This is a genomic window from Streptomyces sp. NPDC029836 (genome assembly GCF_055574495.1).
Window position 1 is genome coordinate 417,431 of the sequence record NZ_JBVHZI010000003.1, and the last position, 26,210, is coordinate 443,640.

Genomic DNA, 26,210 nt, shown 5'->3' on the forward strand with positions numbered 1-26,210 from the left:
TCGCGTCGGGACGGTCAGTGAGCGGGTTCTCCGGGATCCGGCGGCGGCGCGTTATCGGTGGTCAGGACCCCGCTGTGGAACAGCCGGCGCCGGGTGAGGTGTTCGTGGACGAGGCGGCCCACGAGGGCTCCGCCGTAGACGACGAAGCCGACGCCGACCAGCCAGGACTGGACGACGAGCAGCGTCCCGAACGGCCCGTACGTGACGGCGTTGGAGGCGATCAGCGGGGAGAACACCAGCTGCGAGAAGACCCGCAGGCCGAGCAGGCCGAGGCTGGTGGCCACCGCGCCCGGCAACAGCGCCCGCCAGCGGACCCGACCGCCCAGCAGGAGCCGCCCCGAGGTCCAGAAGAACAGGCAGGTGCCGACCACGTCGCCGACGGTTCCGAGCGCCGCGCCGACGGCGTCGTCGGAGGGGGCCGGGATGCCGACGAGCAGCGCGAGGTAGCAGACGAGCAGGGCGAGCCAGACGACGTGCCGCCACATGGTGTGCCAGCGGGCGGTCGGCACGTCCCAGACCTTCTCGTACCCGGTCTGCACGGCGGAGCCGAACGTCAGGCCGAACACCGCGAGGGCGGCCAGACCGAAGGCGGTGGTCCGCTCCAGGGCCAGGTCGGCGGCCCCGAACAGCGCCTCCACGCGGGCGCGGGAGGACGCGGTCACCCCGAGGGCCTGCCCCAGCCAGCGGCCGAAGCCCGAGCCGCTGCCGGGCGCCGCAGCCGACACGACCACCAGCAGCGGCACCAGGGTCAGGAACCCGAGCGCCGCGAAGCCCATGGCGCGGTGCATCAGCTCGATCTCCCGGCCGCGGCTCCAGGCCAGCCCGGCGGGGGAGCCCTGGAGCCGGTCGTAGAGCCGCCGCAGGATCGAGGTCACGCCTCATGCACTACCCGGGTCGGCCCGCCCGCTCCCGGCAGCGGCACCGAAATGGGCCCGAAGGGGTGGTTTCGGATGCGCGTCAGCGCGGCGCGGCGGCCTCCCCTCCCTGATCACCGACCTCGCGGAGGTCCTTCAACCGCTTGATCTTGCCGACCGAGCGCTCCAGGGTCTCCGGATCCACCACCTCCACGGCGACGGACACCCCGACGGACTCCTTCACCGCCCGGACCACCTCCGCTGCCGCCGCCTCACGCTGCCCGGCACCGGCTTCGCGGCGTGCCTCCACCCGTACGGTCAGGGCGTCCATCCGGCCCTCACGGGTCAGCCGCAGCTGGAAGTGCGGGGCGAGGGCGGGGGAGCGCAGCAGGATCTCCTCGATCTGGGTCGGGTAGAGGTTCACCCCGCGAAGGATGATCATGTCGTCGCTGCGGCCCGTCACCTTCTCCATGCGTCGGAAGGCCGGTCGGGCCGTCCCGGGCAGTAGCCGCGTCAGGTCCCGGGTGCGGTAGCGGATGATCGGCATGGCCTCCTTGGTGAGGGAAGTGAACACCAGCTCGCCGGTTTCGCCGTCGGGCAGCACCGCCCCGGTCAGGGGGTCCACGACCTCCGGGTAGAAGTGGTCCTCCCAGATGTGCAGGCCGTCCTTGTGGGAGGCGAACTCCTGCGCCACCCCCGGCCCCATCACCTCCGAGAGGCCGTAGATGTCCACCGCGTCGATGCCGAGCCGTTCCTCGATCTCACGGCGCATCTCCTCCGTCCACGGTTCGGCGCCGAAGACGCCCGTCCGCAGGGAGGTCGAGCGCGGGTCGATGCCCTGGCGCTCCATCTCGTCCAGCAGCGTGAGCATGTACGAGGGGGTCACCATGATCACCTCCGGGTGGAAGTCCTGGATGAGCCTGACCTGGCGGTCCGTCATGCCGCCGGAGGCGGGGACGACCGTGCAGCCGAGGCGCTCCGCGCCGTAGTGGGCGCCGAGGCCGCCGGTGAAGAGGCCGTACCCGTAGGCGACGTGGACCAGGTGGCCGGGTCGGGCGCCCGCCGCGCGCAGCGAGCGGGCGACGACATCGGCCCAGGTGGACAGGTCCCCGTCGGTGTAGCCGACCACGGTGGGGCGGCCGGTGGTGCCGCTGGAGGCGTGGATGCGGCGGACCTCGGAGCGGGGTACGGCGAACATCCCGAACGGGTACTGCCCGCGCAGGTCGGCCTTCGTGGTCATCGGGAAGAGGGCCAGGTCGGCGAGGGAGCGGCAGTCGTCGGGATGCAGCCCCGCCGTCTCGAAGGCCTTCCGGTAGAAGGGCACCCGCTCGTACGCGCGGTGCAGGGTCGCGCGCAACCGCTTCAGCTGGAGCGCCGCCAGCTCGTCGGCGCCCAGCCGCTCGCCTTCGTCGTGGAGATCCGCGTACGCCGTCATGTCGTCACCTCACCGAGAACCAACCGAACGTTCATTCGGTAGAGTGCCGGACCCGGCGGGGTAAATCAATGACTCGAACGAGTGATCGTTACGACTTGCTCCAGACCTGCTCCAGACCGGCACCCGACCGGCCCCTGGGCGGCGCCCGTTCGGGCGTCGGCGTACGGTCGAAGGAGGTGCCCCCGCCGGAGGAGGCGCGAAGGGAGGCGACGGGCATGTCCGTCATCGACCCCGCGGTATCGGTGCGGCTCAGCGCGTCCGAAGCGCGCCGGCTCGCCGGATTGCTGGCCGAGGTGGCGCACCTGCTGGAGGACTCCGGTCCGCAGCGGTTCGCCGACGCCCAGGTCGAGACGCTGGGCCGGGGCGCGGGCCGCCCCGAACTCGCCGGCTGGGCCCGCGGCGTCGCGGCCGAACTCCGCGCGCAGGTCTGAACTCCGCCCGCGGTTTCCGATCGCCGACGTCCGATGCGCGCGCCGCGGCCACGGACGCCGGTCGGGTGGGCGCCGGGGCCGGTCACCCGCCGCCCGCCCACGCGCCACTTCGCGCACACCGGGGGGCCCGCAGGGCGGGATCGCCCCCGGGCCCGTGTCGTGCGTGGAGCCGCCGTCGGTTCGGCGCGCCGGCGGGCCGCTCAGCCCGCCGCGTCCGCCTCCGTCGCCACCGTCTTCGCCCAGCGGTAGTCCGCCTTGCCGCTCGGCGAACGCTGGATCGCGTCGGCGATGACCAACTGGCGCGGGATCTTGTACCCCGCCAGCCGGGTCCGGCAGTGGCTCTGGATCGCGTCCAGTGTCGGCTCCGCCGCCCCGGCCCGTACCTGCACCACCGCGGCGACGTGACTGCCCCAGGTCGGGTCCGGGACGCCCGCGACGAGCGCGTCGTACACGTCCGGATGCGACTTCAGCGCCTGCTCGACCTCCTCCGGGTACACCTTTTCGCCGCCCGTGTTGATGCACTGCGAACCACGGCCCAGGACCGTGACGATGCCCGCCTCGTCGACCGTCGCCATGTCGCCGAGCAGCACCCACCGCTCGTCCCCCTTGCGGAAGAAGGTCTCGGCGGTCTTCGCCGGGTCGTTGTAGTAGCCGAGCGGGACGTGTCCGCGCTGCGCGAGCCGGCCCGGAACCCCCACGGCCACCCGCTCGTACGTCACCGGATCCACCACCCGCGTACGGTCGTTGACCTCCAGCCGGAAGCCCCGCTCGGGTCCGGAGTCGTTCGTCGCCTTGCCGTTGGAACCGGACTCCGACGACCCGAAGTTGTTCAGCAGCATCGCGTTCGGCACCAGGCGCTGGAACTCGGCGCGCACCGTCTCCGACATGATCGCCCCGGACGAGGAGACGCTGAACAGCGAGGACAGGTCAGTCCCCGCCAAGGGCCCGTTGAGGGCGTCGATGAGCGGCCGCAACATCGCGTCGCCCACCAGCGACACGCTCGACACCTTCTCCTTCTCGATGGTGCGCAGCACCTCCTCCGGGACGTACTTGCGGTGGATGACCACCCGCTGCCCGTAGTTGAAGGCGATGAACGAGGTCAACGTCGAGGTGCCGTGCATCAACGGAGGGGCAGGGAAGAAGGTGAGGCCGGCGCCGCGCGAGGCGACCCGCTCGGCCAATTCCTCCGGCCGCTTCACGGGTTCCCCGGTCGGCTCGCCACCGAACAGCCCGGCGAAGAACAGGTCCTCGGCCCGCCACATGACGCCCTTGGGCATCCCGGTCGTACCGCCGGTGTAGATGATGAACAGGTCGTCGGCGCTGCGCGCCGGGAATCCGCGGTCAGGGGAGCCGGCCGCCTCCGCGTCCCGGTACGCGACGGGCTCGATCGTCGGCCGCGGGGCCCCCGCGGGCGCCTCCCCGACCCGGACCAGGTGGCGCAGCTTCGGCGTCTGCGGCAGGGCGGCGGCGACCCGCTCCGTGAACTCGCCCTCGAAGACGAGGGCGGCGAGGTCCGCGTCGTTGTAGAGGTAGACCAGTTCCTCCTCCACGTACCGGTAGTTGACGTTCACCGGCACCAGGCGGGCCTTGAGGCAGGCCAGGACGGTCTGCAGGTACTCGACGCCGTTGTACATGTGCAGGCCCAGGTGCTCGCCGGCCTCCAGCCCGCTGTCCAGCAGGTGGTGGGCGACGCGGTTGGCCGCCGCGTCCAGTTCGGCGTAGGTGAGCCGACGCTCCGCGCCGGTCCCCGGGTGGTCCACGTACACGAGGGCCTCGCGGTCCGGGACCACGTCCACGACCGACTCGAACAGGTCGGCAAGGTTGTACTCCACCGTTCCTCCTGACCCTGGTGACATCTGGTGCCGGGCCCGTTCCCGGGCCCGTGCCGGTCCGCTTCGGCGGTCATTACAGCGCCGCCGCACGGAAGTGGGAAGGGAGTCGCCCAAGAAAACTGACTGAGTGTCAGAAAACTATTGAACTGCACCCGCCCCTACTGCAACCTGTTCTAGGTCTTGAGACGGGAGGACGGCAATGGGTGGGACGGAACACCTCACAGTGGAACGCCACGGCGCCACACTGGTGCTCACCATGAACAGACCGGAAGCGAAGAACGCGCTCTCGCTGCCGCTGCTGGTGGGGCTGTACGACGGCTGGTTGGAGGCGGACGCGGACGACACGATCCGCTCGGTGGTGCTGACCGGGGCGGGCGGGGACTTCTGCGCCGGCATGGACCTCAAGGCCCTGGCCGGCAAGGGCATGGACGGCGACCAGTACCGCGACCGGCTCAAAGCCGATCCGGACCTGCACTGGAAGGCGATGCTCCGCCACCACCGGCCGCGCAAACCGGTGATCGCGGCCGTCGAGGGGTACTGCGTCGCCGGCGGCACCGAGATCCTCCAGGGCACCGACATCAGGGTCGCCGGCGCCGGGGCCACCTTCGGACTCTTCGAGGTCAAGCGCGGCCTGTTCCCGATCGGCGGCTCGACGGTGCGGCTGCCCCGGCAGATCCCGCGCACCCACGCCCTGGAGATGTTGCTGACCGGCCGCCCCTACCCGGCGGAGGAAGCCGCTCGGATCGGGCTGATCGGACGGGTCGTGCCCGACGGGACCGCCCTGGAGGCGGCCCTGGAGATCGCCGAACGGATCAACGCGTGCGGGCCCCTCGCCGTCGAGGCCGTCAAGGCATCCGTCTACGAGAGCGCCGAACTGACGGAGACGGAGGGCCTCGCGGCCGAACTCGTCCGGGGCTGGCCGGTCTTCGACACGGCCGACGCGAAGGAAGGGGCCCGGGCCTTCGCCGAGAAGCGCCCGCCGGTGTACCGCCGCGCCTGACCGTCCGACCCGCGCTTCCCCCGCGCCCTTCCCTCCCCGCCCGACCCGTTCCGGAGAATCGGAGACCCCCATGACAGCCGCCGCGTCCCCACCCGAGGTGCTGCGCGCGCCCCTCGTCGTAGAGTTCCCCTTCACCCGGTCCCTCGGCCCCGTCCAGAGCGCCTTCCTCACCGGGCTGCGCGAGGGCGTCGTCCTCGGGGTGCGGACCTCGGACGGCAGGGTGATGGTGCCGCCGACCGAGTACGACCCCGTCACCGCCGAGGAGATCCGCGAACTGGTCGAGGTCGGCGCCACCGGCACCGTCACCACCTGGGCCTGGAACGGCGAACCCCGCCCGCAGCAGCCCCTGGCCACCCCGTTCGCCTGGGTCCTCGTCCGGCTCGACGGCGCCGACACGGCGATCCTGCACGCCCTCGACGCCCCCGGTCCCGACGCCGTCACCACCGGCATGCGCGTCCGCGTCCGTTGGGCGGAGCGGCGGACCGGCGCCATCACCGACATCGCCTGCTTCGAACCCGCCGAGGGCCCGGCCGAGCTTCCGGACGGCGCCCCCACCGAAGGCCGCCGCGCCACCCCCCACGACGGGCTCTTCGACGACGCCGTCACCGGCATCGTCGCCGAGGCCCGCCTGGACTACACGTACAGCCCCGGCCGCGCCCAGACCGCCTACATCGCCGCCCTCTCCGAGCGCAGGACCGTCGGCGAGCGCTGCCCCTCCTGCCGCAAGGTGTACGTCCCGCCGCGCGGCGCCTGCCCCACCTGCGGGGTCGCGACCACCGACCGGGTCGAGGTCGGCCCGGCCGGCACGGTCACCACGTACTGCATCGTCAACATCAAAGCCAAGAATCTCGACATCGAAGTCCCCTACGTCTACGCCCACATCGCCCTCGACGGCGCCGACCTCGCCCTCCACGGCCGGATCGGCGGCATCCCGTACGACCGGGTCCGCATGGGCCTGCGCGTCGAACCGGTGTGGAGGGAAGACGGCGGTCACCCCGACCACTACCGCCCCACGGGTGAGCCGGACGCGGACTACGACGCGTACAAGGAGCTCATCTGATGCCCGCCCAGCCGAGCACACCGAGCACACCGAGCACGCCGAGCAAGCCGAGCACGCCCAGCACGCAGGGGCCCCGGCGGGCGCAGCGGTACGCCCGCGAGGTGGCCGTCGTCGCCTTCGCGCAGAGCGACCACCGCCGCCGCACCGACGAGCTCAGCGAAGTCGAGATGGTCATGCCGGTCCTCCACCAGGTGCTCGCCGCCACCGGCCTCAAGGCCGGCGAGATCGGCTTCACCTGCTCCGGCTCCAGTGACTACCTCGCCGGCCGGGCCTTCTCCTTCACCATGACCCTCGACGGGGTCGGCGCCTGGCCCCCGATCTCCGAGTCGCACGTCGAGATGGACGGCGCCTGGGCCCTCTACGAGGCCTGGGTCAAGATCCAGACCGGCGAGGCGGACACCGCGCTCGTGTACTCGTACGGGAAGTCCTCCCCGGGCCCGCTGCGCGACGTCCTCACCCGCCAGCTCGACCCCTACTACCTCGCCCCGCTCTGGCCCGACTCCGTGGCCCTGGCCGCCCTCCAGGCCCGGGCGCTGATCGACGCGGGCGAGACCGACGAGGCCGCCCTGGCCGCCATCGCCGCCCGCAGCCGGACCGCCGCCGCGGCCAACCCGCACGCCCAGCTCACCGGCGAGGTCCCGCCGGGCGACTACCAGGTGGCGCCGCTGCGCACCGGCGACTGCCCGCCCATCGGCGACGGCGCCGCCGCCGTGATCCTGGCGGCGGGCGACGTGGCCCGGCGGCTCTGCGAACGCCCCGCCTGGATCACCGGCATCGACCACCGCATCGAGGCCCACGGACTCGGCCTGCGCGACCTCACCGACTCCCCGTCCACCCGGCTCGCCGCCGAACGCGCCGGGGTCTTCGAGGCTCCCGTCGACACGGCGGAACTCCACGCGCCGTTCTCCTCCCAGGAAGTCGTGCTCCGCAAGGCCCTCGGGCTCGGCGACTCCGTCGACGTCAACCCCTCGGGCGGCCCGCTCGCCGCCAACCCGGTCATGGCCGCCGGCCTGATCCGGATCGGCGAGGCCGCCGCCCGGATCCACCGCGGCGCGTCCGACCGGGCCGTCGCCCACGCCACCTCCGGACCCTGCCTCCAGCAGAACCTGGTCGCGGTCCTGGAAGGAGACCCCCGTTGAGTACGACGCGCACGACGGGCAAGGAGCCGGTGGCCGTCGTCGGCATCGGCCAGACCAAGCACGTGGCCGCCCGCCACGACGTCTCCATCGCCGGACTGGTCCGCGAGGCCGCGACCCGCGCCCTCGCGGACGCCGAACTGACCTGGTCCGACATCGACGCGGTCGTCATCGGCAAGGCCCCCGACTTCTTCGAGGGGGTGATGATGCCCGAGCTGTACCTCGCGGACGCCCTCGGCGCGGTCGGCAAACCGATGCTCCGCGTGCACACGGCGGGCTCCGTCGGCGGCTCGACCGCCCTCGTCGCCTCCAACCTGGTCGCCGCCCGCGTCCACCGGACCGTCCTCACCCTCGCCTTCGAGAAGCAGTCCGAGTCCAACGCCATGTGGGGCCTGTCCCTGCCCGTCCCCTTCCAGCAACCGCTGCTGGCCGGCGCGGGCGGGTTCTTCGCCCCCCACGTGCGCGCGTACATGCGGCGCACCGGCGCGCCCGACGCGGTCGGCTCGCTCGTCGCCTACAAGGACCGGCGCAACGCGCTGAAGAACCCGTACGCCCACCTGCACGAGCACGACATCACCCTGGAGAAGGTCCGGGCCTCGCCGATGCTGTGGGACCCGATCCGCTACTCGGAGACCTGCCCGTCCTCCGACGGAGCCTGCGCGATGATCCTCACCGACCGGGCGGGCGCGGCCCGTTCGCCGCACCCGCCGGCCTGGCTGCACGGCGGCGCCATGCGCAGCGAGCCGACCCTGTTCGCGGGCAAGGACTTCGTCTCCCCGCAGGCCGGCAAGGACTGCGCGGCCGACGTCTACCGGCAGGCCGGGATCACCGACCCGCGGCGGGAGATCGACGCGGTGGAGATGTACGTCCCGTTCTCCTGGTACGAGCCGATGTGGCTGGAGAACCTCGGCTTCGCGCAGGAGGGCGAGGGCTGGAAGCTCACCGAGGCCGGGGTCACCGAACTCGACGGGGACCTCCCCGTGAACCCGTCGGGCGGGGTCCTGTCCACCAATCCGATCGGCGCCTCCGGCATGATCCGCTTCGCGGAGGCGGCGCTCCAGGTCCGCGGCCGGGCCGGGGAGCACCAAGTGCCCGACGCCCGCCGGGCGATGGGCCACGCGTACGGCGGCGGCGCGCAGTTCTTCGCGATGTGGCTGGTGGGGTCCGAGCCCCCGAACTCCTGACCGCACCGGCGGAGCGGGCCTGTCGGCGGTCGGTGATGGCCGGCGGGTCGCCTCCCGGTGGCCGCGCGACGGCGGACCGCGGCCCGGTCACCGGGTTCCGCGGGCGGCCTGTGCGGCACCCGCGGCGGTCGCTACCCTGGGCGGCCGGACGACGTACCGGGAGGAGCACGCACGTGGCCGAGAGCATGACTTCGCGACCCCTCGCAGGCTGGGGCAGGCCCGATCTCGATCTCAGCGGCGCGGACTGGCGGCCGGGCGGCCGAGGGGTGGGCGACGTACAGATCGCCTTCGTCGAGGGGTTCATCGCGATGCGCGACAGGGAGCGCCCCGAAGCCCGCTCGGTGATCTTCGCGCCGGACGAGTGGCGCAAGTTCGTCGTCCAGGCGGGCGTCGGCCGCTTCGGCCCGACCTGATCCGGAGCACGGCCGTGGCCCCGCGAGCGGAATCCGCCGCTCCCGGGGCCCGCCCGAGCCCGGCGCGGCGCGGTCTTCCTCTACGAGGACACCCGGGCCGGGGGCGGCGACGGGCGCAGCCGTTCCACCAGGAGCGGCCACCCCACGGCCGGCACCAGCGTCCACATCAGCCGGCCGCGTGCTTCTGGATGTAGGCGAGCGCGAAGGCCCACGCCTTGTCCTCGCGCACCCCGTGCACCGAGGCCGCCGTCACCGCCATGCCGAACATCGGCGTGCCGTTCCCCCGGCTCGTTCGCCACCGGGGCGACGGATTCGGTCATATCGGGATGATAGGTAGGGTGGTCGGATGAGCGGAGAGAGCGACCTGCGCAGACTGTTGAGCGGCATGCGACCCGAACTGAACGACGGGCGGTACGTCTTCTGCACCCTGCCCACCTCCACGCGCGCACCCGAGGGCCTCACTCCCGTCGCCACCGTCCTGGAGCCCGAGGGCCTCACCCTGGTCCTGCGCCAGGAGGACGCCGACGCGGCCGGACTCGCCTACGACTGGACGGCCGGCTGGATCACCCTGCGGATCCATTCCGCCCTGGACGCCGTCGGCCTGACCGGAGCCTTCGCCGCCGAACTGGCCGCCCACGGACTCAGCTGCAACGTGATCGCCGGCCACCACCACGACCACCTGTTCGTGGCCGCCGACCGGGCCGCCGAAGCGGTCGCCGTACTGGAGGAACTCGCCACGCGTTCGGCGCGATGGTGAAATCCGGAAAACATTCCGATCTTTCCCGAGCTCAGGCCCTCCCCCGGCGCACGCGCGGGCGTACGCTGATCCTCCGAACAGGCCTGGGGGGTACCAGCCATGACGGACCGCCGGACCCGGACGCGGCGCACCATCTTCGAACGCGAAGCGGAACTTGTCGCCGTCGACGAGGCCCTCGACCGGCTCACCGACTCCGGACCGGACGCGGGCGGCGCCCTGCTCGCCCTCTCCGGCCCGGCCGGCCTCGGCAAGACGACCCTGCTCGCCGAAGTGCGCCGCCGCGCGCTCGCCCGTGACTGCACCCTGCTCGCCGCCCGCGGCGGGGAACAGGAGCAGAGCCAGCCCTTCCACGTCGCCCGCCAGCTCATCCAGCCCCAGTTGGCCGGCCGCTCCGAAGCCGCCCTGCGCGACGCCCTCGGCAGCTGGTACGCCATCGTCGGCCCCGCCCTCGGCCTGTGCGCCCCCGAGGGCGCCCCGCCCGACCCCCAGGGCCTGCGCGACGGACTCGACTGGGTCCTGACCCACCTCACCGTCCAGCGCGCCCCCGTCGTCCTCGTCCTCGACGACGCCCACTGGGCCGACGCCGAATCCCTGAGCTGGCTCGCCGCCTTCGCCCCGCGCGCCGAGCACCTTTCGCTGCTCCTCGTCGTCGCCTACCGCCCCGACGAACTGCCCGCGCACGCCGAGTCCTTCCGGACCCTCCCCGGCCGGGCCGGACAGCGCCCCCTGACCCTGGCCCCGCTCAGCGCCGCCGCCGTCACCACCCTCGTCCGCGAGGCCGTCGGGGAGCACGCCGACGACGCCTTCTGCCAGGAGGCCTGGACCGTCACCACCGGCAACCCCTTCGAAGCCGTCGAACTCACGGCCAAGGTCCGCGACAAGGGCCTCGCCCCGGTCGAGGCCAGCGCCCCGCTGCTGCGCGACCTCGTCGCCGCACAGCGCGGCAGCGGCCTCGTCGCCCGCCTGCACAACCTCGGGCCCTCCACCGTGCGCTTCGCCTGGGCCTGCTCCGTCCTCGGCACCGCCATCCCGCAACGCATCGCCGCCCGCGTCGCGGGCCTCGGCGCCGAAGAGGCCGCCGACGCCACCCAACGACTGCGCGACGCCCGCATCCTGTCCGCGGCCCCCGAAGGCGAGCACGTCGGACTGGAGTTCGTCCACCCCCTCATCGCCACCGCCATCTACCGCGGCATACCCGACGCCCTGCGCGTCGCCCTCCACGGCAAGACCGCCTCCGCCGTCGTCGACGCCGGGCTCGGCTCCTCCGCCGCCGCCCGCCACCTGCTGGAAACCCAGCCGGAGAACGACCCCTGGGTGGTGCGCACCCTGCGCGAGGCCGCCGCCGACAACCTCCGGGCCGGCGCCCCCGAGGCCGCCCGTCGCCAACTCGCCCGCGCCCTCCAGGAACCCCCGGACTTCGACGAACGCGCCGCCGTGCTCTACGAACTGGGCTGCGCCTCCCTGCTGACCGAACCCGCGAACACCGTCAACCACCTGCGGGCGGCCCTCGCCGAGCCCTTCGACGACCCCGCCCTGCGGCAGGGCATCGTCATCCGCCTCGCCCAGGTCCTCTCCCACAGCGACCTGCTGTCCGAGGCCTCCGAACTCCTCGCCCGGGAGATCCCGCACACCCAGGACGCCCGCGCCCGACTGCGCCTGCAGTCCGAACAGTTCATGTGGGACGCCTTCAACGCCGCCGAACCCGACTCCCCGGCCCGCTCCCGCCGGCTCACCAAACTCGCCGAGCACCTCACCGGCCGCGACCTCACCGAGCGCTACATCATCGGGCTGCGCGCCTGGGACGCCTGCCTGCGCGGCGAACCCGTCGAGGTGGTCCTGCACCACGCGGACCGCGTGCTGGAGGAGCACTTCAGCTGGGCCTACGAGGACCGCGGCTTCGAGGTCCCCGTCCTGACCGCCATGGTCCACATGTACGCCGACCGGCCCGGCCGCACCGAGGAACTCTTCGAAGCGGGCACCGCCGAGTTCGAACGCCAGGGCTGGTACGGCGCCCACCTCTCCTTCGCGCACAGCCTGCGCGGCTACGTCCGCTACCGCCGCGGCCGGCTCGAAGAGGCCGAGGAACTGGCCCGCACCGGCCTGCGGCTCGCCGAACGCGTGGGCCGTCGTACGCCCGTGCACTGGTACGCCATCGCCATCCTCGTCACCACCCTCATCGCCCGCGGCCGGACCGACGAAGCCTGGGAACTGGCCCACGACCACGACTACGGGGAACCCTTCCCGGCCGCCGTGGTCTTCCCCGACTCCCAGACCGTGTACGCCGAACTGCTGCTCGCCCGCGGCGACCGCAAGGCCGCCGCCGCCGAACTCGAAGCCGTGGACCGACGGCTCACCCCGCGCGGCATCCAGAACCCGTCCTGGTGCCCCTGGCAGCTGCACCTGGCCCGGGCGGTCGCACCCGAGGACCCGGCCGGGGCCCGGGCGCTGGCCGCCGAGGCCCTGCGCCGGGCCCGCGCCTTCGGGGCCCCCTCCGGCATCGGGCAGGCCCTGCGGGTCTCGGCCGAGGTCGCCGCCCCGCAGGACCGGTTGCCGCTGCTGCGGGAGGCGGTCACCCTGCTGGCGGCCTCCCCGGCCGGCTACGAACTGGCCCTCGCGTTGGCCGCGCTCGGCACCGAACTCCAGGACCGGGCCGTCCTCACCCGCGCGCTCCTCACCAGCCGCGAATGCGGCGCGGACGCCCTCACCGCCACCCTCGCGAGCCGGCTGCTCACCCTCGGTGGGGAGCTGCCCTGCGGTTCCTCCTGGGAGGACGAGCCGACCCCGGAGGAACTGAGCGCCGCCGAAGCCGTGATCGAGGGCGTCCCCTCCCAGGCCGGCCCCGAACTCTCCGCCGTCTGCCGCAAGCTGGGCACCGACCCGGCCGGCCTCGCGGACGCGCTCGCCTCCTTCGCCCGCGGCGCGGGGTGAGCCACCCCGGCGCTGACGGGGGCCGCCCACCCGGACCGCACCCTCCGTCGCGCGGCCGGCACCCGAGGAGGGCGCCCGACCGGCCCCGGGAACGCCATTCCCGCCCCACCCGTGCACACCGGTCCCCGCAGGTCCGGGCCGCCGCCGGGCCCGGCGGCGCGAGCGCCCGTCTCCGGTAAGGAGCGGATTCCTCCGAAGGTCCGTACCCGCAGATCCGCGACCCCCGGGGCCCGGCCGGGCCCCGGGGCCCCCGCGCCGGAAAACGCGCGCGGCCACGTACCATGGCGGCATGTCCTTCCTCCGCCGCCACCGCGCCGCCACACCCGCCGGCCCGGACTTCGACGTCCTGGCCATGGACCCGGGGGACTGGCCGGGCAACCTCGGGGCCGGGCTGCTCCCCGCCCCCGACGGCAGCTGCCAGGGCGTCTTCCTGCGCTACGACCTGTTCGGCGGCCGCGGCCCCGCGATGATCATCGGCAACCTCCCCGAGGGGTCCCCGGCCCGGGACCTCGCCGAGGGCGAGGTCCCCTTCGAGGTGGCCCAGCTCCTCGACGCCCTCGAGAACGAGGAGGAGGTGGAGGTCACCGGCTCGGAGGACTGCCCCGTCATGCAGGGCGACAACCTCCTCATCGTCCGCAAGGTCAAGCTCTCCGAGAGTCGGATCTCCTGCGTGCAGTTCGACCGCAGCGACAACGTCCTCGTGACCATCGCCAGCTGGGACCGGCCGATCACCGACGACCTGTACGCGCTGCTCAAGCCGCTCCCCGCCGAGCTGTTCCAGCAGGGCTGAGCCCGCCGGAACCGCACGGTGCGAGGGTCGCGGCGGCCCGGTCCGCGTCAGGCGTCCGCGATGTCGTTCGCCGCCACCCAGCCGAACGTCATCGCGGGCCCGATCGTCGATCCGGCGCCCGCGTAGCTGTGGCCCATGACCGCCGCGCTCGCGTTGCCCGCCGCCCACAGACCGCGGATCACCGAGCCGTCCGGGCGCAGCGCCCGGGCCCGTGCGTCCGTCACGATGCCGCCCTTCGTCCCCAGGTCACCGGGCACGATCCTGAACGCGTAGAACGGCGGCACCCAGACCGGCGCCAGGCACGAGTTCGGGTGCACGTTCGGGTCCGTGTAGTAGTGGTCGTACGCCGTGTCACCCCGGTGGTGGTCGGCGTCGGTGCCGTTCCACGCCTGGGCGTTGAACCGGTTCAGCGTCGCCCGCAGCGCGCCGGCCGGCACCCCGATCTGGCCGGCGAGGGCGTCCCAGGTCCACGCCTTCTTCGCCGCTCCCGCCTCGTACCAGGAGTCCGGGAAGGGCAGGGTCGGCAGGATGTCCTTGAACAGGTACTTGTTGCGGTAGTGCTGGTCCACGATCAGCCAGGCGGGGATGTGCGAACCGGCCGCGCCGCGGTCCTTGTCGTACATGACGTGCACCACGTCGCTGTACGGGGCCGCCTCGTTCACGAACCGGGCCCCCGCCCGGTTGACGATCAAGCCGCCGGGCAGCGTCCGCTCCGCCAGACAGAAGTACGGTTCCCCGGGCAGCGGGATCGACGGTCCCCACCAGGCGTCCTCCATCAACGCCAGCCCGGCCCCGGCCCGTTGGCCCGCGCGGATGCCGTCGCCGGTGTTCTCCTTGGCGCCGACGGACCACTGGGAGCCGATCGGCTGCTGCTGGTACTGCTCCCGCATCTGCGCGTTGTGTTCGAAGCCGCCGGAGCCGATCACCACCCCCTTGCGGGCGCGCACCACGCCCCGTGCGCCCGCCTTCTCCACCACCACGCCCGTGACCGCGTCGCCCTCCTGGACGAGGTCCACCAGCGGGCTGTTCAGCCACACCGGAACCCCCGCCCGCTGCAGCCCGGCGCGCAGCCCGGCGGCAAGCGCCTGCCCCATCGTGAGCGGCTTCTCCCCGCGCAGGGCCGCCGCCGTGCCGCGCGCCAGGCACTCGGCGGACACCGCGAGCCCCCTCGCGCTGACCGCCGCGAGGTTGAGCCACTTGTAGTCCTGGCTGAACACGACCATCCCGGCGGGCACCGGCATGTACGCCGGGTTCAGGTGCGCCAGCTCGGAGCCCAGGACGTTCCCGTCGATCTGGTCGGGCTCGATGGAGCGGCCGTTCGGCAAACCGCCCGGCAGGTTGGGGTAGTAGTCGCTGTAGCCGTCCATGAAGCGGAACCGCAGCGGACTGTTGGCCATGACGAAGTCCAGCATCCGGGGCCCGTTCGCGAGGAACGCCTGCTGCCGGTCGGCCGGCACGTCGGGGCCCACCACCGCCGCGAGGTACGTCGCCGCCTTCTGCGGGGTGTCCGGCACCCCGGCGCCCAGGATCACCGAGTTGTTCGGCAGCCATATCCCGGCGCCGGAGCGGGCCGCCGAACCGCCGAAGGTCGGCGCCTTCTCGACGACCAGGACGCTCAGGCCCCGCTTCGCGGCGGTCAGGGCGGCCGTCATCCCGGCGGCCCCCGACCCGACCACGACGACGTCGTACTCGCCGAGCGGCGCCCCGTCGGCCCGCGCGGTCCCCGGCAGGACGGTGGCGGCGAGCACCCCCGCGCCCGTCCCGGCGAGGACGGTCCGGCGGGAGGGCAGGGAGGGCGGGGACGGCAGGGAGGGCGAGGCGGTGCGGGAGGGCAGGGAAGGGGCGGGGCTTTCGGTCATGGGCGGGCTCCAGCGGGAGGGGAGGAGGGCGGCTCCAGCATTTCTGATGCTGAGTCAGAAAAGGTGTTAGGGGGATCATGTGATGTCAAGGGATGCGCCGCCGCCGGCGCCCCCGACCGTCGGAAATCGGGGGAGTGGTACGAGTGAACGCGGCCCCGCTCAGCGGGAGTCGGCGGTGAACGGCCCGCCGGCGCCGAAGACGGCGCGGGCGAAGCGCTCCCCGATGAGGCGGTGCGTGGCGGCGTCGGGATGGAGGTCGTCGGGCATCGGCAGCGCGGCCTCGTCGGCCTCGCCGTAGAGGGCGAGCCCGTCGAGGTGGTGCAGGTGCGGGTCCTCGGAGGCCCGTTGCCGGACGATCCGGGCGAGTTCCTCCCGGACGACCCGCAGCGTCAACTTTCCGGCGGCGACCTCGGCGGGATCACCCGCGGCCGTGAACCGAAGGCGCCCCTCGGTCGCCCCCTCGACGTTCATGGCGCTGGGACCCGGAGTGCGCTCGTGGAGGGCGCAATGGAGCGGCGACACGACGAGCAGCGGGGTCGAGGGGTGCGATCGAGCTTCCGTGGTGCAGCCACACCCTGCGGCCGGTCGGGGGCGGGGTCCGGACGGGGGCGTCGGTGCGCAGGGCGACGAGGCGGGTGCTCTCGTCGTACGGCAGCCAGATCTCCACGTCCTTGTCGGCGCCGCTCAACCCGTCGAACCGCAGGGTCGCCATCAGGCCGGGTCGGGTCACCGCGGTCCCGGCGGCCATGTCGATGGTGAGGACGTCGCCGTGGGGTGCGCGGGCCGTGCCCGCGAGCCGGCCGTTCACGAGCAGCTCGTACACGCCGTCGGGAGCGGGTGCGATGCCCGGGTGGACGCGTTTGGTGGCGACCACGTCCAGTTCGACGGTCGTGGCCCGGGTGCGGAAGACGATCCGCACACCGGACGGCTGCGCCTCCGCGAGGGCGGGCCCGCCGACCGGGATCTGCAGCCGGGCCCGCGGGGGCAGCCGGTGCGGGAGCACGCCGCGTTCGGTGTGTTCCAAGTCGATTGCGCCGCGCAGCAGTTCAGCGGTGACGGGGGTGGTGGTCCAGCCGGCTCGTCCGTTCATGTCCCGCTCACTTCGGTCAGGGGGGTGGTGGGCCAGTGGCGCAGCAGTACGTCGAGCGCGTCGAGGATCTCCGTCCAGCTCTCCCGGGATTCCGGCGCGCTGTGGTCGAAGCCGCCGGCGCCTTCCAAGGTCACGAAGCCGCTGAACACGCTGCCCAGCAGGCGCACCGCGTGCGTCTCGTACGGCTCGGCCAGACCGTACCCGCGCAGCACCGAGCGGATCAGTCGCGCGTGCCGGACGGCGGCGCCGGCCGCGGCGGAGTCCGGGTCGAGCGGGCAACGGGCAGCCACGAAGCGGCCGGGGTGGGCGAGGGCGTAGTCGCGGTAGGCGTGGGCGAAGGCGGTCAGGGCGTCCTTGCCGGCCCGGCCGGCCACGGCGTCCGCGGCCCGGTCGGCGAGCTCCTCCAGGGCGAGCCCGGCGATCCGGGTCCTCAGGTCGTGGGCGTTGCGCACGTGCGAGTACAGGCTCGCGGTCCTGACCCCGAAGCGGCGGGCGAGTTCCGCGGGGGTCGCCTGCTCGAAGCCGATCTCGTCGGCCAGCTCGGCTCCCGCCCGGACCAGGCGTTCCGTGGTCAGTCCCACCCGTTCCGCCCGCGCCGCCATGTCCGACCTCCGCTTCCGCGCCACCGCTCGCCGACAGCGCCTATCGACATTATGTGTTTGCCTAATTCGTTTAGGCAACTTAGCGTGTCGGTCATGAAGCCGCTGACCGAGCAAGAGATCCGCACCGCCTTCGTGAACTGCACCAAGGGTGAGGCGAAGCGCCTGTCGATCCCCCGTGACCTGGCCGAGCGGCCTTGGGAGGACCTCGACTTCCTGGGATGGCGCGACCCCCAGGCCCCCGACCGCGCCTACCTCGTCACGCTGCTCGACGACCGGCCCGTCGGTGTCCAGCTGCGCGCCTCGACGGGCGGCGGCGCGGGGCAGGCGCGGCGCAGCATGTGCACGCTCTGCCTGACCACCCACACCGGCGGCGTGTCCCTGCTCGTGGCGCCCAAGGCGGGCAAGGCCGGCCAGCAGGGCAACTCGGTGGGCGTCTACATGTGCGACGACCTCGCCTGCTCGCTCTACCTGCGGGGCCGCAAGGACGCGGGCGTCGGCGGCCGGCTCCAGGAGTCGCTCACGCGGGAGGAGAAGATCGCCCGGACCGAGGCGAACCTCGCCGCGTTCCTCGCCAAGGTCACCGACTGAGGCGAGGTCGCCGACCGGGCCCGCGCGCACGCACGCGATCCCGTGCCCGCACACGGGGTGCGGGACACGGGATCGCGGCTGGATCCGGGGCGCCGGGTCAGCGCGTGCCGACCGCCGCGCGGACGGCCCTGCGGGCCATGCCGGCGTCGTCGTGCAGTCGGCGCAGCAACAGGCGCTGCTCCTCGCCCGAGGACAGGGCCCCCACCGGCAGCGGCCGGCTCGGGGCCGTCGCCACCATCGAGCGCTGCACCGCCGTCTCCGACATCCGGATCTCCCGGGTCAGCACCAGCATCAGGTTGACCAGGAAGGCGTCCCGGGACGCCGGGCCGGCCGACTGGGCCAGCCGACTGATCTGGCTGCGCGCCGCGGGGGCGTCGCCCAGTACGGTCCACAGGGTGGCCAGGTCGTAGCCCGGCAGGTACCAGCCCGCGTGCTCCCAGTCGAGCAGCACCGGCCCGGCCGGGGACAGCAACAGGTTCGAGAGCAGGGCGTCACCGTGGTTGAACTGCCAGGGGGTGCTCGCCGGCCGGAGCCCGTGCAGCAGCTTCTGCAGGTCCCCGAAGTCCCGGTCGGTCAGCAGACCCAACTGGTGGTCCCGCGCGATGCGCCGCGCGTAGTCCACCGGCTGCCCGAACAGCTCCGTCGGCGGCCGCCACTGGTTCACCCGGCACACCGCGCCCAACGCGGCCCGTACATCGGCCCGCGGCGGGGCCTCCACGGGGTGCCGCTGGAGCGCCGCCACCCGGCCCGCCATCCGCTCGACCACCAGGACGCAGTTCTCGGGATCCGCGGCGATCAGCCGGGGCACCCGGACCGGCGGGCGGTGCCGGACGAACGTCCGGTACGTCGCTATTTCGTGCCGGTACCGCTCGCGCCACTCGGGCGAGTGATCCAGTAATACCTTCGCCACCGCGGTCATCCGTCCGGTCGTCCCGACCAGCAGGACCGACCGTCCGCTGCGCCGCAGCACCTGGACGGGAGTGAACTCCGGACAGATCCGCTGCACCGACGCGAGCGCGGTGCGCAACTGCGCGCCCTGCGGCCCCGACAGGTCGATCCGTCCGCTGAGCGGCTGTGACCCGGCCCCCGGCATCCGCCGGGCCCGCAGGGCGCCCTGCGCCGGGGCCGTGGGACGAGCGGGATCGAGGTAGGGGCCGCCGCCCGCCTGGAGCGTGCGGTGCGGCCGGACCGGGGCGGACACGGAGGACGTGGCTGCGTACATGGCGTTTACGGTTCCCTTCGTGCGCCGACGAGTTGCGTACGCCACCCCGCCGATCCCGGCTTCACCCTGGGGAGTTCCGCCGGTGACCGGGTCGGGGAGGCGCATTCCTACCTGACACCGGGTGGCCCATGGCGAACCATCGGGCGTGCCCTGGCGAAGCCTGGCGAATAGTCGCTGGGCATCTGACGGGGGGCTACTGTCAACTCAGCCGAGAACCTGGGGGCTTGACGTGAGCAAGGGACCAAACACCCGTCTGAACGACCTGTTCGGCCTGGCCGGCTGGTCGAAGGGCGAACTCGCGAGGATGGTCAACAGGCAGGCGGCCTCCATGGGCCACCACCAGTTGGCGACCGACACCTCGCGGGTGCGGCGCTGGATCGACATGGGGGAGACCCCGCGCGAACCGGTTCCCACGGTACTGGCAGCCCTGTTCACCGAGCGGCTCGGTCGTGTCGTGACCATCGAGGACCTCGGGTTCGTACGGCAACGGCGCGCCACGAAACGGCAGCCGGACGGGGCGAAGGAGAACCCCGACGGAGTGCCCTGGGCGCCCGAACGCACAGCCGCGGTCCTCACCGAATTCACGGGAATGGACCTCATGCTCAACCGTCGCGGTCTGATGGGCGCGGGAGCCGCGCTCACCGCCGGCTCAGCCCTCAGCAACGCCATGTACGACTGGCTGCACACCGACCCCGCCGCCGCGAAGGAAGCGCGGAGCTTCGGCGGTGAGGCCCACCACGCCGATCCGGCGGGCTACGACCGCTACGAGGCCGCGCCGATCGGCTCCCAGGAGATCGAGGCCCTGGAACGGTCGGTCGAGGTCTTCCGGGCCTGGGACGCCTCCAGGGGCGGCGGACTCCAGCGCAAGGCCGTGGTGGGGCAGCTCAACGAGGTGGGCGGCATGCTCGCCTACCACCACCCGGACCACCTCCAGCGCAGGCTGTGGGGGGTGGCGGCGAACCTGGCGGTGCTCGCGGGTTGGATGTCGCACGACGTCGGCCTGGAGCCCACCGCCCAGAAGTACTTCGTCATCGCCGCGCACGCGGCGCGCGAGGGCGGCGACCGGCCGCGCGCCGGCGAGGCCCTGTCCCGGGCCGCCCGTCAGATGGTGCACCTGGGCAAGCCCCACGAGGCCCTGGACCTGATGAAGTTGGCGAAGTCCGGCTCCGGCGAGCAGACCCTGCCGCGCACCCGGGCCATGCTGCACACCATCGAGGCCTGGGCGCAGGCCGCCATGGGCAAGGGCCAGGCCATGCGCCGCACGTTGGGCGAGGCCGAGGACCTCTTCGTCTCCGACAAGGGCGACGTTCCGCCGCCCTCCTGGATGCAGCACTTCGACGAGGCGGACCTGCACGGCATGCAGGCCCTGGCCTACCGGACGCTGGCCGACCACGACGCCACGGCGGCTCCGGTCGCCGCGCGCCACGCCAAGGCGGCGTTGCGGTTGCGCGGAGACGGCTACCAGCGCTCGCAGACCTTCGACTACATCTCCCTGGCGTCGGCCTGCTTCATCGCCGACGATCCGGAGCAGGCCGACCGCTACGCCCGCCTCGCCCTGGTCTCGATGAACGAGACCTCCTCGCACCGGACCTGGGACCGGCTGCGCGAGATGTACCGGCTCACCGGCCAGTACGCCGGGTACGCGCGGATCGAGGACCTGCGCGAGGAGATCGAGCTGGCCCTCCCCGACAGCCCGGCGCCGCGCGCCCCGCGCGGCACCGGAGTCTGAGGGGGACGCCGGTGTCGGACCCCGGGGACGAGAAGGGCCGCGCCGTTCGGCGCGGCCCCTGATGCCCCACGTACCCGTGGCGCGGCGGGCTCCTCACACGCCCGATCACACGACCGGCGCAGTCGGCCGGTCGCCGATCCGGACCGACCGTGTCGGTCAGTCGCCGATCCGGGCGACCAGGATGCAGGCGTCGTCCTCGCGCTCGTTCTCGCCGAACTCCTCCGTCACCATCCGCACGCAGTCGCGCGCGGACCGGGCGGCGGAGAACCGGGGCGCGAGGGCCAGCAGCCGCTCGGTCCCGTCGGCCCGGCTGAACCCGATGCTGCGCGGGGTCAGTCCGTCGGTGTGCAGGACGAGTACGTCGCCCGCTTCCAGACGTTCCTCGGCCTGCCCGTAGACCGCGCCGGATGTCGCGCCCAGCAGGACGCCCTCCGGCGGGAGCAACGGGCGGCCCTGGCCCCGGCGGAACAACAGGGGGGCGGGGTGGCCGGCCTGCGCCCAGGACAGGACGCGCCGGACCGGGTCGTAGCGGCAGCAGACGGCCGAGCCGAGCGCGGGTTGGACGGAGGTCTCCAGCAGTTGGTTGAGCCAGCCCATCAGGGGTCCCGGCTCGATGCCGGCCATGGCCATGCCGCGCAGGGCGCCGAGCATCATCGCCATGCCGGAGGTCGCGCTGACCCCGTGGCCCGTCAGGTCACCGACCGTCAGGAGGGAGCGTCCGTCGGGGAGTTCCAGGGCGTCGTACCAGTCGCCGCCGATCAGCGCGCTGGTCGCGGAGGGCAGGTAGTGGGCGGCGACGTCCAGCGTGCCCGCGTTGTCGTGCGGGAACCGCAGGGAGCCGCGCCACGGGGGGAGCACGGCTTCCTGCAGCTCGACCGCCAACCGGTGCTCGGTCTGCGCGATCTCCCGCCGGCGTTGGAGCGAGTCGTGCGACTCGCGTACCGCCCGCTGGCTCCGGCGCAGTTCACTCACGTCCCGCAGCACGGCCCACATGGAGGCGGTGCAGCCGTCGGAGTCGAGTACCGGCTCGCCCCTCATGTGCAGCGTCCGTACCCGGCCGTCGGCCCGGACGATGCGGAATTCGCCGTCTATCGGTTTGCCGTCCACCAGACAGTCGGTGACCATCGCGGTCAACGTCGGTTGGTCCTCGGAGAACAGGGTGGAGCCCAGTTCGTCGAGGGTGAGCGCGCCCGCCTCGGGGGACCGGCCGAAGATCTGGAAGAGCTCCTCGGACCAGGTCACCTCGTCGGTCAGCAGGTTCCATTCGGCGCTGCCGACGCGCGTCGGACGGTCCTCGGCGGTGGTCTCGGGGGCCGCCTGCGGCGCTGCTACGGGCTCGGGCGCCGGCGGGAGGCCCTCCTTGAGCTGGCCGAGGTGCTGACGGAGGTCGTCGAGGTGGTGTACCGCGAGGTCGCACAGCGCGCGCTGCCACCGCCCCTGGGCGTCGTCGTCGTCCACGACGGTGTCACGACGCACCGCGTCCACTTCGCCCCGCAGTCGGCGCGTCTGCGAGATCAGCGCGTCCACCGATCCCGGCTCGGGCGGCTGCGCGGGAAGGTCCGCGTACAGGTGGGACGGCATGAGAACTCCGATACAGGCGCGGCGCGGCCAGGTCTGAAAGAAGGACCGGTTACGACTGTTGCACAGGGCGAGTTGGGCTGTAAGGCGTTTGGCAACATCCGTAGCGGTCTTGCGACGGGCATATGCCAGCGGCGATCCGGGACCCCGTGCCGTGTGCGAACGAAACCGGTCGGGGCGTCGGCGGACCGGCCGGAAAGCGGCCTTCGGGACGGGAGGGTTCGATCGTGCGGTCGAGTTGTGCGAGCCGCATGCGGACGGGCGCGCCCCGCCCGAAGTGTCGGACGCACCTCCGGGTCACCCCCCGAACGAAGGACCCCCCTGCCCGGGGATGACGGGGCTCGCCGGTCGCGGCGCTTCCCACCCCCCTCGGTGATCGCTACGCTACGCGTCGGTAACGAGCCGGGGGCGGTCCGCACCGGCGGACCCGGGGCAGGGCGGGGGACAGCACGACATGACAGCGCAGAACCGTGCGGACGAGGGCGCCCGCGCGCCGGACTCCGCCGGTCGGACCCGACGCTCCTTCCTCACCCACCTCGTCGCCGCGCCCACGCTGGCCCTGGTCACCCGGGCGGGCGCCGACGTCCTCGCGCCGCAATCCGCCCACGCCGTGATCCCGAGCCTGCCCGCCCTCGCCGACCTGGTGGACCTCGGAGACCTGTTCATCCTGGCCGGCGCTCCCACGTCGGCCCTCCTCGCCCTGGCCGTGGACCCGGACGGCACCGTCCGTTTCCGCCTGCCGCGCGAGGAGGTCGGGCAAGGGCTCACCACCGCCGTCGCCATGCTCGTCGCGGAGGAACTCGACACCCCGCTCGCCCGCGTCCGCGTCGAACTCGACGACGCGCGCCCCGAGCTGCTCTTCAACCAGCTGACCGGCTCCTCCAACTCCGTCCGCTCCCTCTACGGGCCGGTGCGGCAGGCCGCGGCCACCGCCCGGGCCCGCCTCGTCGCGGCGGCCGCCGCCGGCTGGGGCCTGCCCGCCTCCCGACTGAGCACCGCGCACGGAGCCGTCCGCGCGCCCGACGGCCGCACCGCGAGCTACGGCAGCCTCACCGTCGCGGCCGCCTCACCCGCGCTGATCGTCCTCGGGGCCGCCCCGAAACCCGCCGCTGAACACACCCTGGTCGGTACCCCGACCAGCCGCGTCGACGCCCGCGCCATGGTCACCGGGGCCCAGCGCTACACTCTCGACCTCGACGTGCCCGGCGCCAAGCCCTGCGTGGTGCGCCGCCCGCCCACCCTCGGTGGCGGCGTGCGCGCCGTCGGCAACCGCGCGGCCGTCCTGGCCATGCCGGGGGTGCTGGACGTGGTGACCGTCCCCACCGGTGTCGCCGTCATCGCCGAGACCTTCGGCCAGGCCATCGACGCCAAGTCCGTCCTCCAGGTCACCTGGGGACCCGGACCGGCCGACCACCTCTCGGACCCGCAGATCCGGACGAAGCTGCGCGCCGCCGTCCCACCGCTGCTGGTGCCGCCCCTGCTCACCCCGTACGTGGACGCCACGTTCGACTTCGCCTTCGTCAGCCACGCCCCGATGGAGACCAACTCCGCGATCGCCGACGTGCGGGACGACCGGGCGGAGATCTGGTCGGGACTCAAGTCGCCCATCGTCGCGCGCCAGTCCATCGCCGCGGACCTCGGGCTGCCGCTGGACAAGGTGACGGTGCACGTGGTCCAGGCGGGCGGGTCCTTCGGCCGCCGGCTGTTCTTCGACGCGGCGCTGGAGGCCGCCCGGATCTCCAAGGCCTGCCGCCGACCGGTGAAGCTGATGTGGACCAGGGTGGACGACACCCGGCACGGCCGGATGCGGCCCGCCACCCACCACCGGATCCGGGCCACCCACCTGCTGGGCGAGGTGCTGAGCTTCGAGCACCGGGTCGCCGCCGCCGAGACCGACTTCCGGCACGGCCTCGGCGAGATCATCACCGCGACGGCGGCGAGCCTGCCGACGGGCCTCGGCAACGCCACCCTCGCCCAGACCCTGTTCCACACCACGGTCAAGAGCCCCTACCACTTCGGGCTCACCACCCAGGCCCTCACCGAGGTGCCGACCGGCATCCCCACCGCCTCCTGGCGCTCCGTCTACTCGGCCAACACCAGGGGCGCCGAGGAGATCGTCGTCGACGAACTCGCGGCGGCCACCGGCAAGGACCCGTACCGCTTCCGCCGGACCTTCCTGAAGACCGACGCCCAGCGTGCCGTCCTCGACAAGGTGGCCGCCGAGGGGGAGTGGGGCCGCGCCCTGCCGGCCGGCTGCGCGCAGGGCATCGCCTTCCACGAGGAGTACAAGTCCCGTACGGCGTGCCTGGTGGAGATCGACGCCCGGGACCGGGAGCGGGTCCGCGTCACCAAGGCGGTCATCGCCGTCGACGTCGGCCTGCCCGTCAACCCGCGCGGGCTGGAGGCCCAGATGATCGGCGGTCTCACCGACGCCATCTCCACCACCCTGCGGGCCGGGCTGCACCTGGACAAGGGGCTGCCGTTGGAAGGCAGTTACAGCCAGTTCCACTGGGCGCGGCAGCGCGACACCCCGCGGGACGTCCGGGTCTTCGTGTTCCGGGCGACCGGCGCGGAGCCGGGCGGCGCCGGTGAGCTCGGGGTGCCGGCCGCGGTCGGTGCCATCGCCAACGCCTGGGCCCGCGCCACCGGTTCGAAGCCGCGCAGCTTCCCGCTCGACTTCGACGTCGACTTCACCCCCTACCCGCGCTGACCGCTGGAGTACGCCGTGCCCTCGCACACCTTCATCGTCAACGGGCGCAACGTCACCGTCGACGCGCCCGACAACCTGCCCCTGCTGTGGGTGCTCCGCGACCTGCTCGGCGTCCAAGGGCCCAAGTACGGCTGCGGGGTGGACGTCTGCAAGGCCTGCACGAGCCACCTCGACGGGGTGGACGTGCGCCCCTGCGTGGTGCCGGTCTCCGCCTGCGCGGGCCGGACGGTGACCACCATCGAGGGGTTGGCCGAGGGGGACGTACTGCACCCCGTGCAGGAGGCCTGGCTCGAACAGGACGTCGCCCAGTGCGGGTTCTGTCAGCCCGGCCAGATCATGGCGGCCGTCGCCCTGCTGCGGCGGACGGCGGAGCCGACGGACGAGGACATCGACGCCATCGCCAACATCTGCCGCTGCGGTACGTACTTCCGCATCCGTGAGGCCATCCGCAGCGCCGCCGCGAGGATGTGAGGGCCGCCGCCAGGATGTGAGGAACGACCGCGGGGCCGGCCCGTCGGGGCCGGCCCCCTCACGACGGCTCCGTGGGGCCGGCGTCAGGCCAGTAGCCTCTGTTTGGCCTGTTGGAACTCGGCCTCGCTCAGGTCACCCTTGGCCTTGAGTTCGGACAGCCTCGCCAGTTCGTCCGTGGTGTTCTTGCCGGTGGTGCCGGCCGCGTCCCGGATGTAGGCGTTGAAGGCCTCCTGCTGTTCCTGCGCGTGCTTGATCTCGCGCCTGCCCATGTTCCGGCCCCGGGCGATCACGTACACCAGGACGCCGAGGAACGGGATGATGATCAGGAACAGCAGCCAGGCCGCCTTCACCCAGCCGCTCATCTCGTGGTCGCGGAAGAGGTCCACGACGATGCGGAAGAGCAGGACGATCCACATCACCCAGAGGAAGATCCACATCACGGTCCAGAACGCGCCCAGCACCGGGTAGTCGTAGGCGAGATAGACGGATCCGTCCACGGCCGTCCTCCTTCCGTTCGGGCGACCGCTCGCGTCCGTTGCCC

General features: G+C 73.1%; 22 protein-coding genes and 1 pseudogene. 13 read left to right on the top strand and 10 right to left on the bottom strand.

The features are described from left to right. Positions 1–14: 14 nt before the first annotated feature. The 3 genes from ACZ4XJ_RS12760 to ACZ4XJ_RS12770 form a co-directional block, all read right to left on the bottom strand. Positions 15–875, bottom strand: coding sequence for a YhjD/YihY/BrkB family envelope integrity protein (locus ACZ4XJ_RS12760; protein WP_468496169.1), 861 nt, complete (start codon positions 873–875; stop codon positions 15–17). 82 nt (positions 876–957) lie between these two features. Next, positions 958–2,289 carry a phenylacetate--CoA ligase PaaK gene (paaK, locus tag ACZ4XJ_RS12765; RefSeq protein ID WP_362878989.1) on the bottom strand — a complete coding sequence of 444 codons (1,332 nt, stop codon included), beginning with the start codon at positions 2,287–2,289 and terminating at the stop codon, positions 958–960. A gap of 88 nt (positions 2,290–2,377) precedes the next feature. Beyond that, complete coding sequence (locus ACZ4XJ_RS12770; protein ID WP_362878991.1) at positions 2,378–2,515, bottom strand: hypothetical protein; 138 nt, start codon at positions 2,513–2,515, stop codon at positions 2,378–2,380. On the opposite strand from ACZ4XJ_RS12770, the gene ACZ4XJ_RS12775 reads away from it, so the two are divergent. Then, on the top strand, positions 2,505–2,720 hold the full coding sequence (locus tag ACZ4XJ_RS12775) for a hypothetical protein (RefSeq protein WP_362878993.1): 216 nt from the start codon (positions 2,505–2,507) through the stop codon (positions 2,718–2,720). The genes ACZ4XJ_RS12770 and ACZ4XJ_RS12775 overlap by 11 nt on opposite strands. A gap of 200 nt (positions 2,721–2,920) precedes the next feature. Here the strand turns inward: ACZ4XJ_RS12775 and ACZ4XJ_RS12780 are convergent, their stop codons facing one another. Next, positions 2,921–4,552: an acyl-CoA synthetase gene (locus ACZ4XJ_RS12780; RefSeq protein WP_468496170.1), complete on the bottom strand. Its 1,632-nt coding sequence runs from the start codon at positions 4,550–4,552 to the stop codon at positions 2,921–2,923. Positions 4,553–4,751: 199 nt separating this feature from the next. Between ACZ4XJ_RS12780 and ACZ4XJ_RS12785 the strand changes: the two genes are divergently transcribed. The 8 genes from ACZ4XJ_RS12785 (at position 4,752) to ACZ4XJ_RS12820 (ending at position 13,820) form a co-directional block, all read left to right on the top strand. Further along, positions 4,752–5,552 (top strand): crotonase/enoyl-CoA hydratase family protein, encoded by an 801-nt coding sequence (locus ACZ4XJ_RS12785; RefSeq protein ID WP_362878997.1) that lies wholly within the window; start codon positions 4,752–4,754, stop codon positions 5,550–5,552. Between the two features lie 70 nt (positions 5,553–5,622). Further along, on the top strand, positions 5,623–6,612 hold the full coding sequence (locus ACZ4XJ_RS12790) for a Zn-ribbon domain-containing OB-fold protein (protein ID WP_468496171.1): 990 nt from the start codon (positions 5,623–5,625) through the stop codon (positions 6,610–6,612). Continuing rightward, positions 6,612–7,751 (top strand): thiolase domain-containing protein, encoded by a 1,140-nt coding sequence (locus tag ACZ4XJ_RS12795; RefSeq protein ID WP_468496172.1) that lies wholly within the window; start codon positions 6,612–6,614, stop codon positions 7,749–7,751. Before ACZ4XJ_RS12790 ends, ACZ4XJ_RS12795 begins: the two co-directional genes overlap by 1 nt. Continuing rightward, positions 7,748–8,932 carry a thiolase domain-containing protein gene (locus ACZ4XJ_RS12800; RefSeq protein ID WP_362879001.1) on the top strand — a complete coding sequence of 395 codons (1,185 nt, stop codon included), beginning with the start codon at positions 7,748–7,750 and terminating at the stop codon, positions 8,930–8,932. Before ACZ4XJ_RS12795 ends, ACZ4XJ_RS12800 begins: the two co-directional genes overlap by 4 nt. A 173-nt stretch (positions 8,933–9,105) precedes the next feature. Then, positions 9,106–9,345: a DUF397 domain-containing protein gene (locus tag ACZ4XJ_RS12805; RefSeq protein ID WP_362879003.1), complete on the top strand. Its 240-nt coding sequence runs from the start codon at positions 9,106–9,108 to the stop codon at positions 9,343–9,345. 346 nt (positions 9,346–9,691) lie between these two features. Continuing rightward, positions 9,692–10,102, top strand: coding sequence for an ACT domain-containing protein (locus ACZ4XJ_RS12810; protein ID WP_468496173.1), 411 nt, complete (start codon positions 9,692–9,694; stop codon positions 10,100–10,102). A 99-nt stretch (positions 10,103–10,201) separates the two neighbouring features. After that, positions 10,202–13,030, top strand: a complete 2,829-nt coding sequence (locus tag ACZ4XJ_RS12815) for an ATP-binding protein (protein WP_468496174.1) — start codon at positions 10,202–10,204, stop codon at positions 13,028–13,030. 289 nt (positions 13,031–13,319) lie between these two features. Continuing rightward, positions 13,320–13,820 carry a hypothetical protein gene (locus ACZ4XJ_RS12820; RefSeq protein WP_281209983.1) on the top strand — a complete coding sequence of 167 codons (501 nt, stop codon included), beginning with the start codon at positions 13,320–13,322 and terminating at the stop codon, positions 13,818–13,820. Positions 13,821–13,867: 47 nt separating this feature from the next. On the opposite strand, the gene kstD is transcribed toward ACZ4XJ_RS12820, so the two are convergent. From kstD to ACZ4XJ_RS12835, 3 genes and pseudogenes are all read right to left on the bottom strand, one after another. Beyond that, positions 13,868–15,679, bottom strand: a complete 1,812-nt coding sequence (gene kstD / locus ACZ4XJ_RS12825; protein WP_468496175.1) for a 3-oxosteroid 1-dehydrogenase — start codon at positions 15,677–15,679, stop codon at positions 13,868–13,870. Positions 15,680–15,838: 159 nt separating this feature from the next. After that, positions 15,839–16,769 (bottom strand): annotated as a pseudogene (locus ACZ4XJ_RS12830) (SGNH/GDSL hydrolase family protein). Continuing rightward, a complete protein-coding gene (locus ACZ4XJ_RS12835; RefSeq protein WP_362879012.1) occupies positions 16,766–17,371 on the bottom strand; it encodes a TetR/AcrR family transcriptional regulator in 606 nt (201 codons plus the stop codon). The pseudogene ACZ4XJ_RS12830 and the gene ACZ4XJ_RS12835 overlap by 4 nt, the downstream one beginning before the upstream one ends. A gap of 93 nt (positions 17,372–17,464) precedes the next feature. Between ACZ4XJ_RS12835 and ACZ4XJ_RS12840 the strand changes: the two genes are divergently transcribed. After that, positions 17,465–17,959, top strand: a complete 495-nt coding sequence (locus ACZ4XJ_RS12840) for an FBP domain-containing protein (RefSeq protein WP_468496176.1) — start codon at positions 17,465–17,467, stop codon at positions 17,957–17,959. 97 nt (positions 17,960–18,056) lie between these two features. Here the strand turns inward: ACZ4XJ_RS12840 and ACZ4XJ_RS12845 are convergent, their stop codons facing one another. Beyond that, the gene (locus ACZ4XJ_RS12845; RefSeq protein WP_468496177.1) at positions 18,057–19,181 is read right to left on the bottom strand and encodes an aminoglycoside phosphotransferase family protein; all 1,125 of its coding nucleotides are present in this window, start codon (positions 19,179–19,181) and stop codon (positions 18,057–18,059) included. A gap of 229 nt (positions 19,182–19,410) precedes the next feature. Here ACZ4XJ_RS12845 and ACZ4XJ_RS12850 point away from each other — a divergent pair, with 229 nt between their 5' ends. Continuing rightward, entirely contained in the window at positions 19,411–20,910 is a 1,500-nt protein-coding gene (locus tag ACZ4XJ_RS12850) for a DNA-binding protein NsdB (RefSeq protein WP_362879017.1), read from the top strand. A 156-nt stretch (positions 20,911–21,066) separates the two neighbouring features. Here the strand turns inward: ACZ4XJ_RS12850 and ACZ4XJ_RS12855 are convergent, their stop codons facing one another. Beyond that, positions 21,067–22,491, bottom strand: coding sequence for a PP2C family protein-serine/threonine phosphatase (locus tag ACZ4XJ_RS12855; RefSeq protein ID WP_468496178.1), 1,425 nt, complete (start codon positions 22,489–22,491; stop codon positions 21,067–21,069). Between the two features lie 451 nt (positions 22,492–22,942). On the opposite strand from ACZ4XJ_RS12855, the gene ACZ4XJ_RS12860 reads away from it, so the two are divergent. Together ACZ4XJ_RS12860 and ACZ4XJ_RS12865 are read left to right on the top strand one after the other, a co-directional pair. Beyond that, complete coding sequence (locus tag ACZ4XJ_RS12860; protein WP_468496179.1) at positions 22,943–25,198, top strand: xanthine dehydrogenase family protein molybdopterin-binding subunit; 2,256 nt, start codon at positions 22,943–22,945, stop codon at positions 25,196–25,198. Positions 25,199–25,213: 15 nt separating this feature from the next. Then, positions 25,214–25,669: a (2Fe-2S)-binding protein gene (locus ACZ4XJ_RS12865; protein WP_362879022.1), complete on the top strand. Its 456-nt coding sequence runs from the start codon at positions 25,214–25,216 to the stop codon at positions 25,667–25,669. A gap of 83 nt (positions 25,670–25,752) precedes the next feature. On the opposite strand, the gene ACZ4XJ_RS12870 is transcribed toward ACZ4XJ_RS12865, so the two are convergent. Beyond that, positions 25,753–26,166 (bottom strand): SHOCT domain-containing protein, encoded by a 414-nt coding sequence (locus ACZ4XJ_RS12870; RefSeq protein WP_468496180.1) that lies wholly within the window; start codon positions 26,164–26,166, stop codon positions 25,753–25,755. Between the last annotated feature and the right edge of the window lie 44 nt (positions 26,167–26,210).

Excerpts from the sequence above, each read along its gene's own strand:
- paaK (WP_362878989.1), bottom strand. The coding sequence starts at position 2,289 with ATGACGGCGTACGCGGATCTCCACGACGAAGGCGAGCGGCTGGGCGCC.
- ACZ4XJ_RS12775 (WP_362878993.1), top strand. The coding sequence starts at position 2,505 with ATGTCCGTCATCGACCCCGCGGTATCGGTGCGGCTCAGCGCGTCCGAA.
- ACZ4XJ_RS12770 (WP_362878991.1), bottom strand. The coding sequence starts at position 2,515 with ATGACGGACATGCCCGTCGCCTCCCTTCGCGCCTCCTCCGGCGGGGGC.
- ACZ4XJ_RS12785 (WP_362878997.1), top strand. The coding sequence starts at position 4,752 with ATGGGTGGGACGGAACACCTCACAGTGGAACGCCACGGCGCCACACTG.
- ACZ4XJ_RS12790 (WP_468496171.1), top strand. The coding sequence starts at position 5,623 with ATGACAGCCGCCGCGTCCCCACCCGAGGTGCTGCGCGCGCCCCTCGTC.
- ACZ4XJ_RS12795 (WP_468496172.1), top strand. The coding sequence starts at position 6,612 with ATGCCCGCCCAGCCGAGCACACCGAGCACACCGAGCACGCCGAGCAAG.
- ACZ4XJ_RS12810 (WP_468496173.1), top strand. The coding sequence starts at position 9,692 with ATGAGCGGAGAGAGCGACCTGCGCAGACTGTTGAGCGGCATGCGACCC.
- ACZ4XJ_RS12815 (WP_468496174.1), top strand. The coding sequence starts at position 10,202 with ATGACGGACCGCCGGACCCGGACGCGGCGCACCATCTTCGAACGCGAA.
- ACZ4XJ_RS12820 (WP_281209983.1), top strand. The coding sequence starts at position 13,320 with ATGTCCTTCCTCCGCCGCCACCGCGCCGCCACACCCGCCGGCCCGGAC.
- kstD (WP_468496175.1), bottom strand. The coding sequence starts at position 15,679 with ATGACCGAAAGCCCCGCCCCTTCCCTGCCCTCCCGCACCGCCTCGCCC.
- ACZ4XJ_RS12835 (WP_362879012.1), bottom strand. The coding sequence starts at position 17,371 with ATGGCGGCGCGGGCGGAACGGGTGGGACTGACCACGGAACGCCTGGTC.
- ACZ4XJ_RS12840 (WP_468496176.1), top strand. The coding sequence starts at position 17,465 with ATGAAGCCGCTGACCGAGCAAGAGATCCGCACCGCCTTCGTGAACTGC.
- ACZ4XJ_RS12845 (WP_468496177.1), bottom strand. The coding sequence starts at position 19,181 with ATGTACGCAGCCACGTCCTCCGTGTCCGCCCCGGTCCGGCCGCACCGC.
- ACZ4XJ_RS12855 (WP_468496178.1), bottom strand. The coding sequence starts at position 22,491 with ATGCCGTCCCACCTGTACGCGGACCTTCCCGCGCAGCCGCCCGAGCCG.
- ACZ4XJ_RS12860 (WP_468496179.1), top strand. The coding sequence starts at position 22,943 with ATGACAGCGCAGAACCGTGCGGACGAGGGCGCCCGCGCGCCGGACTCC.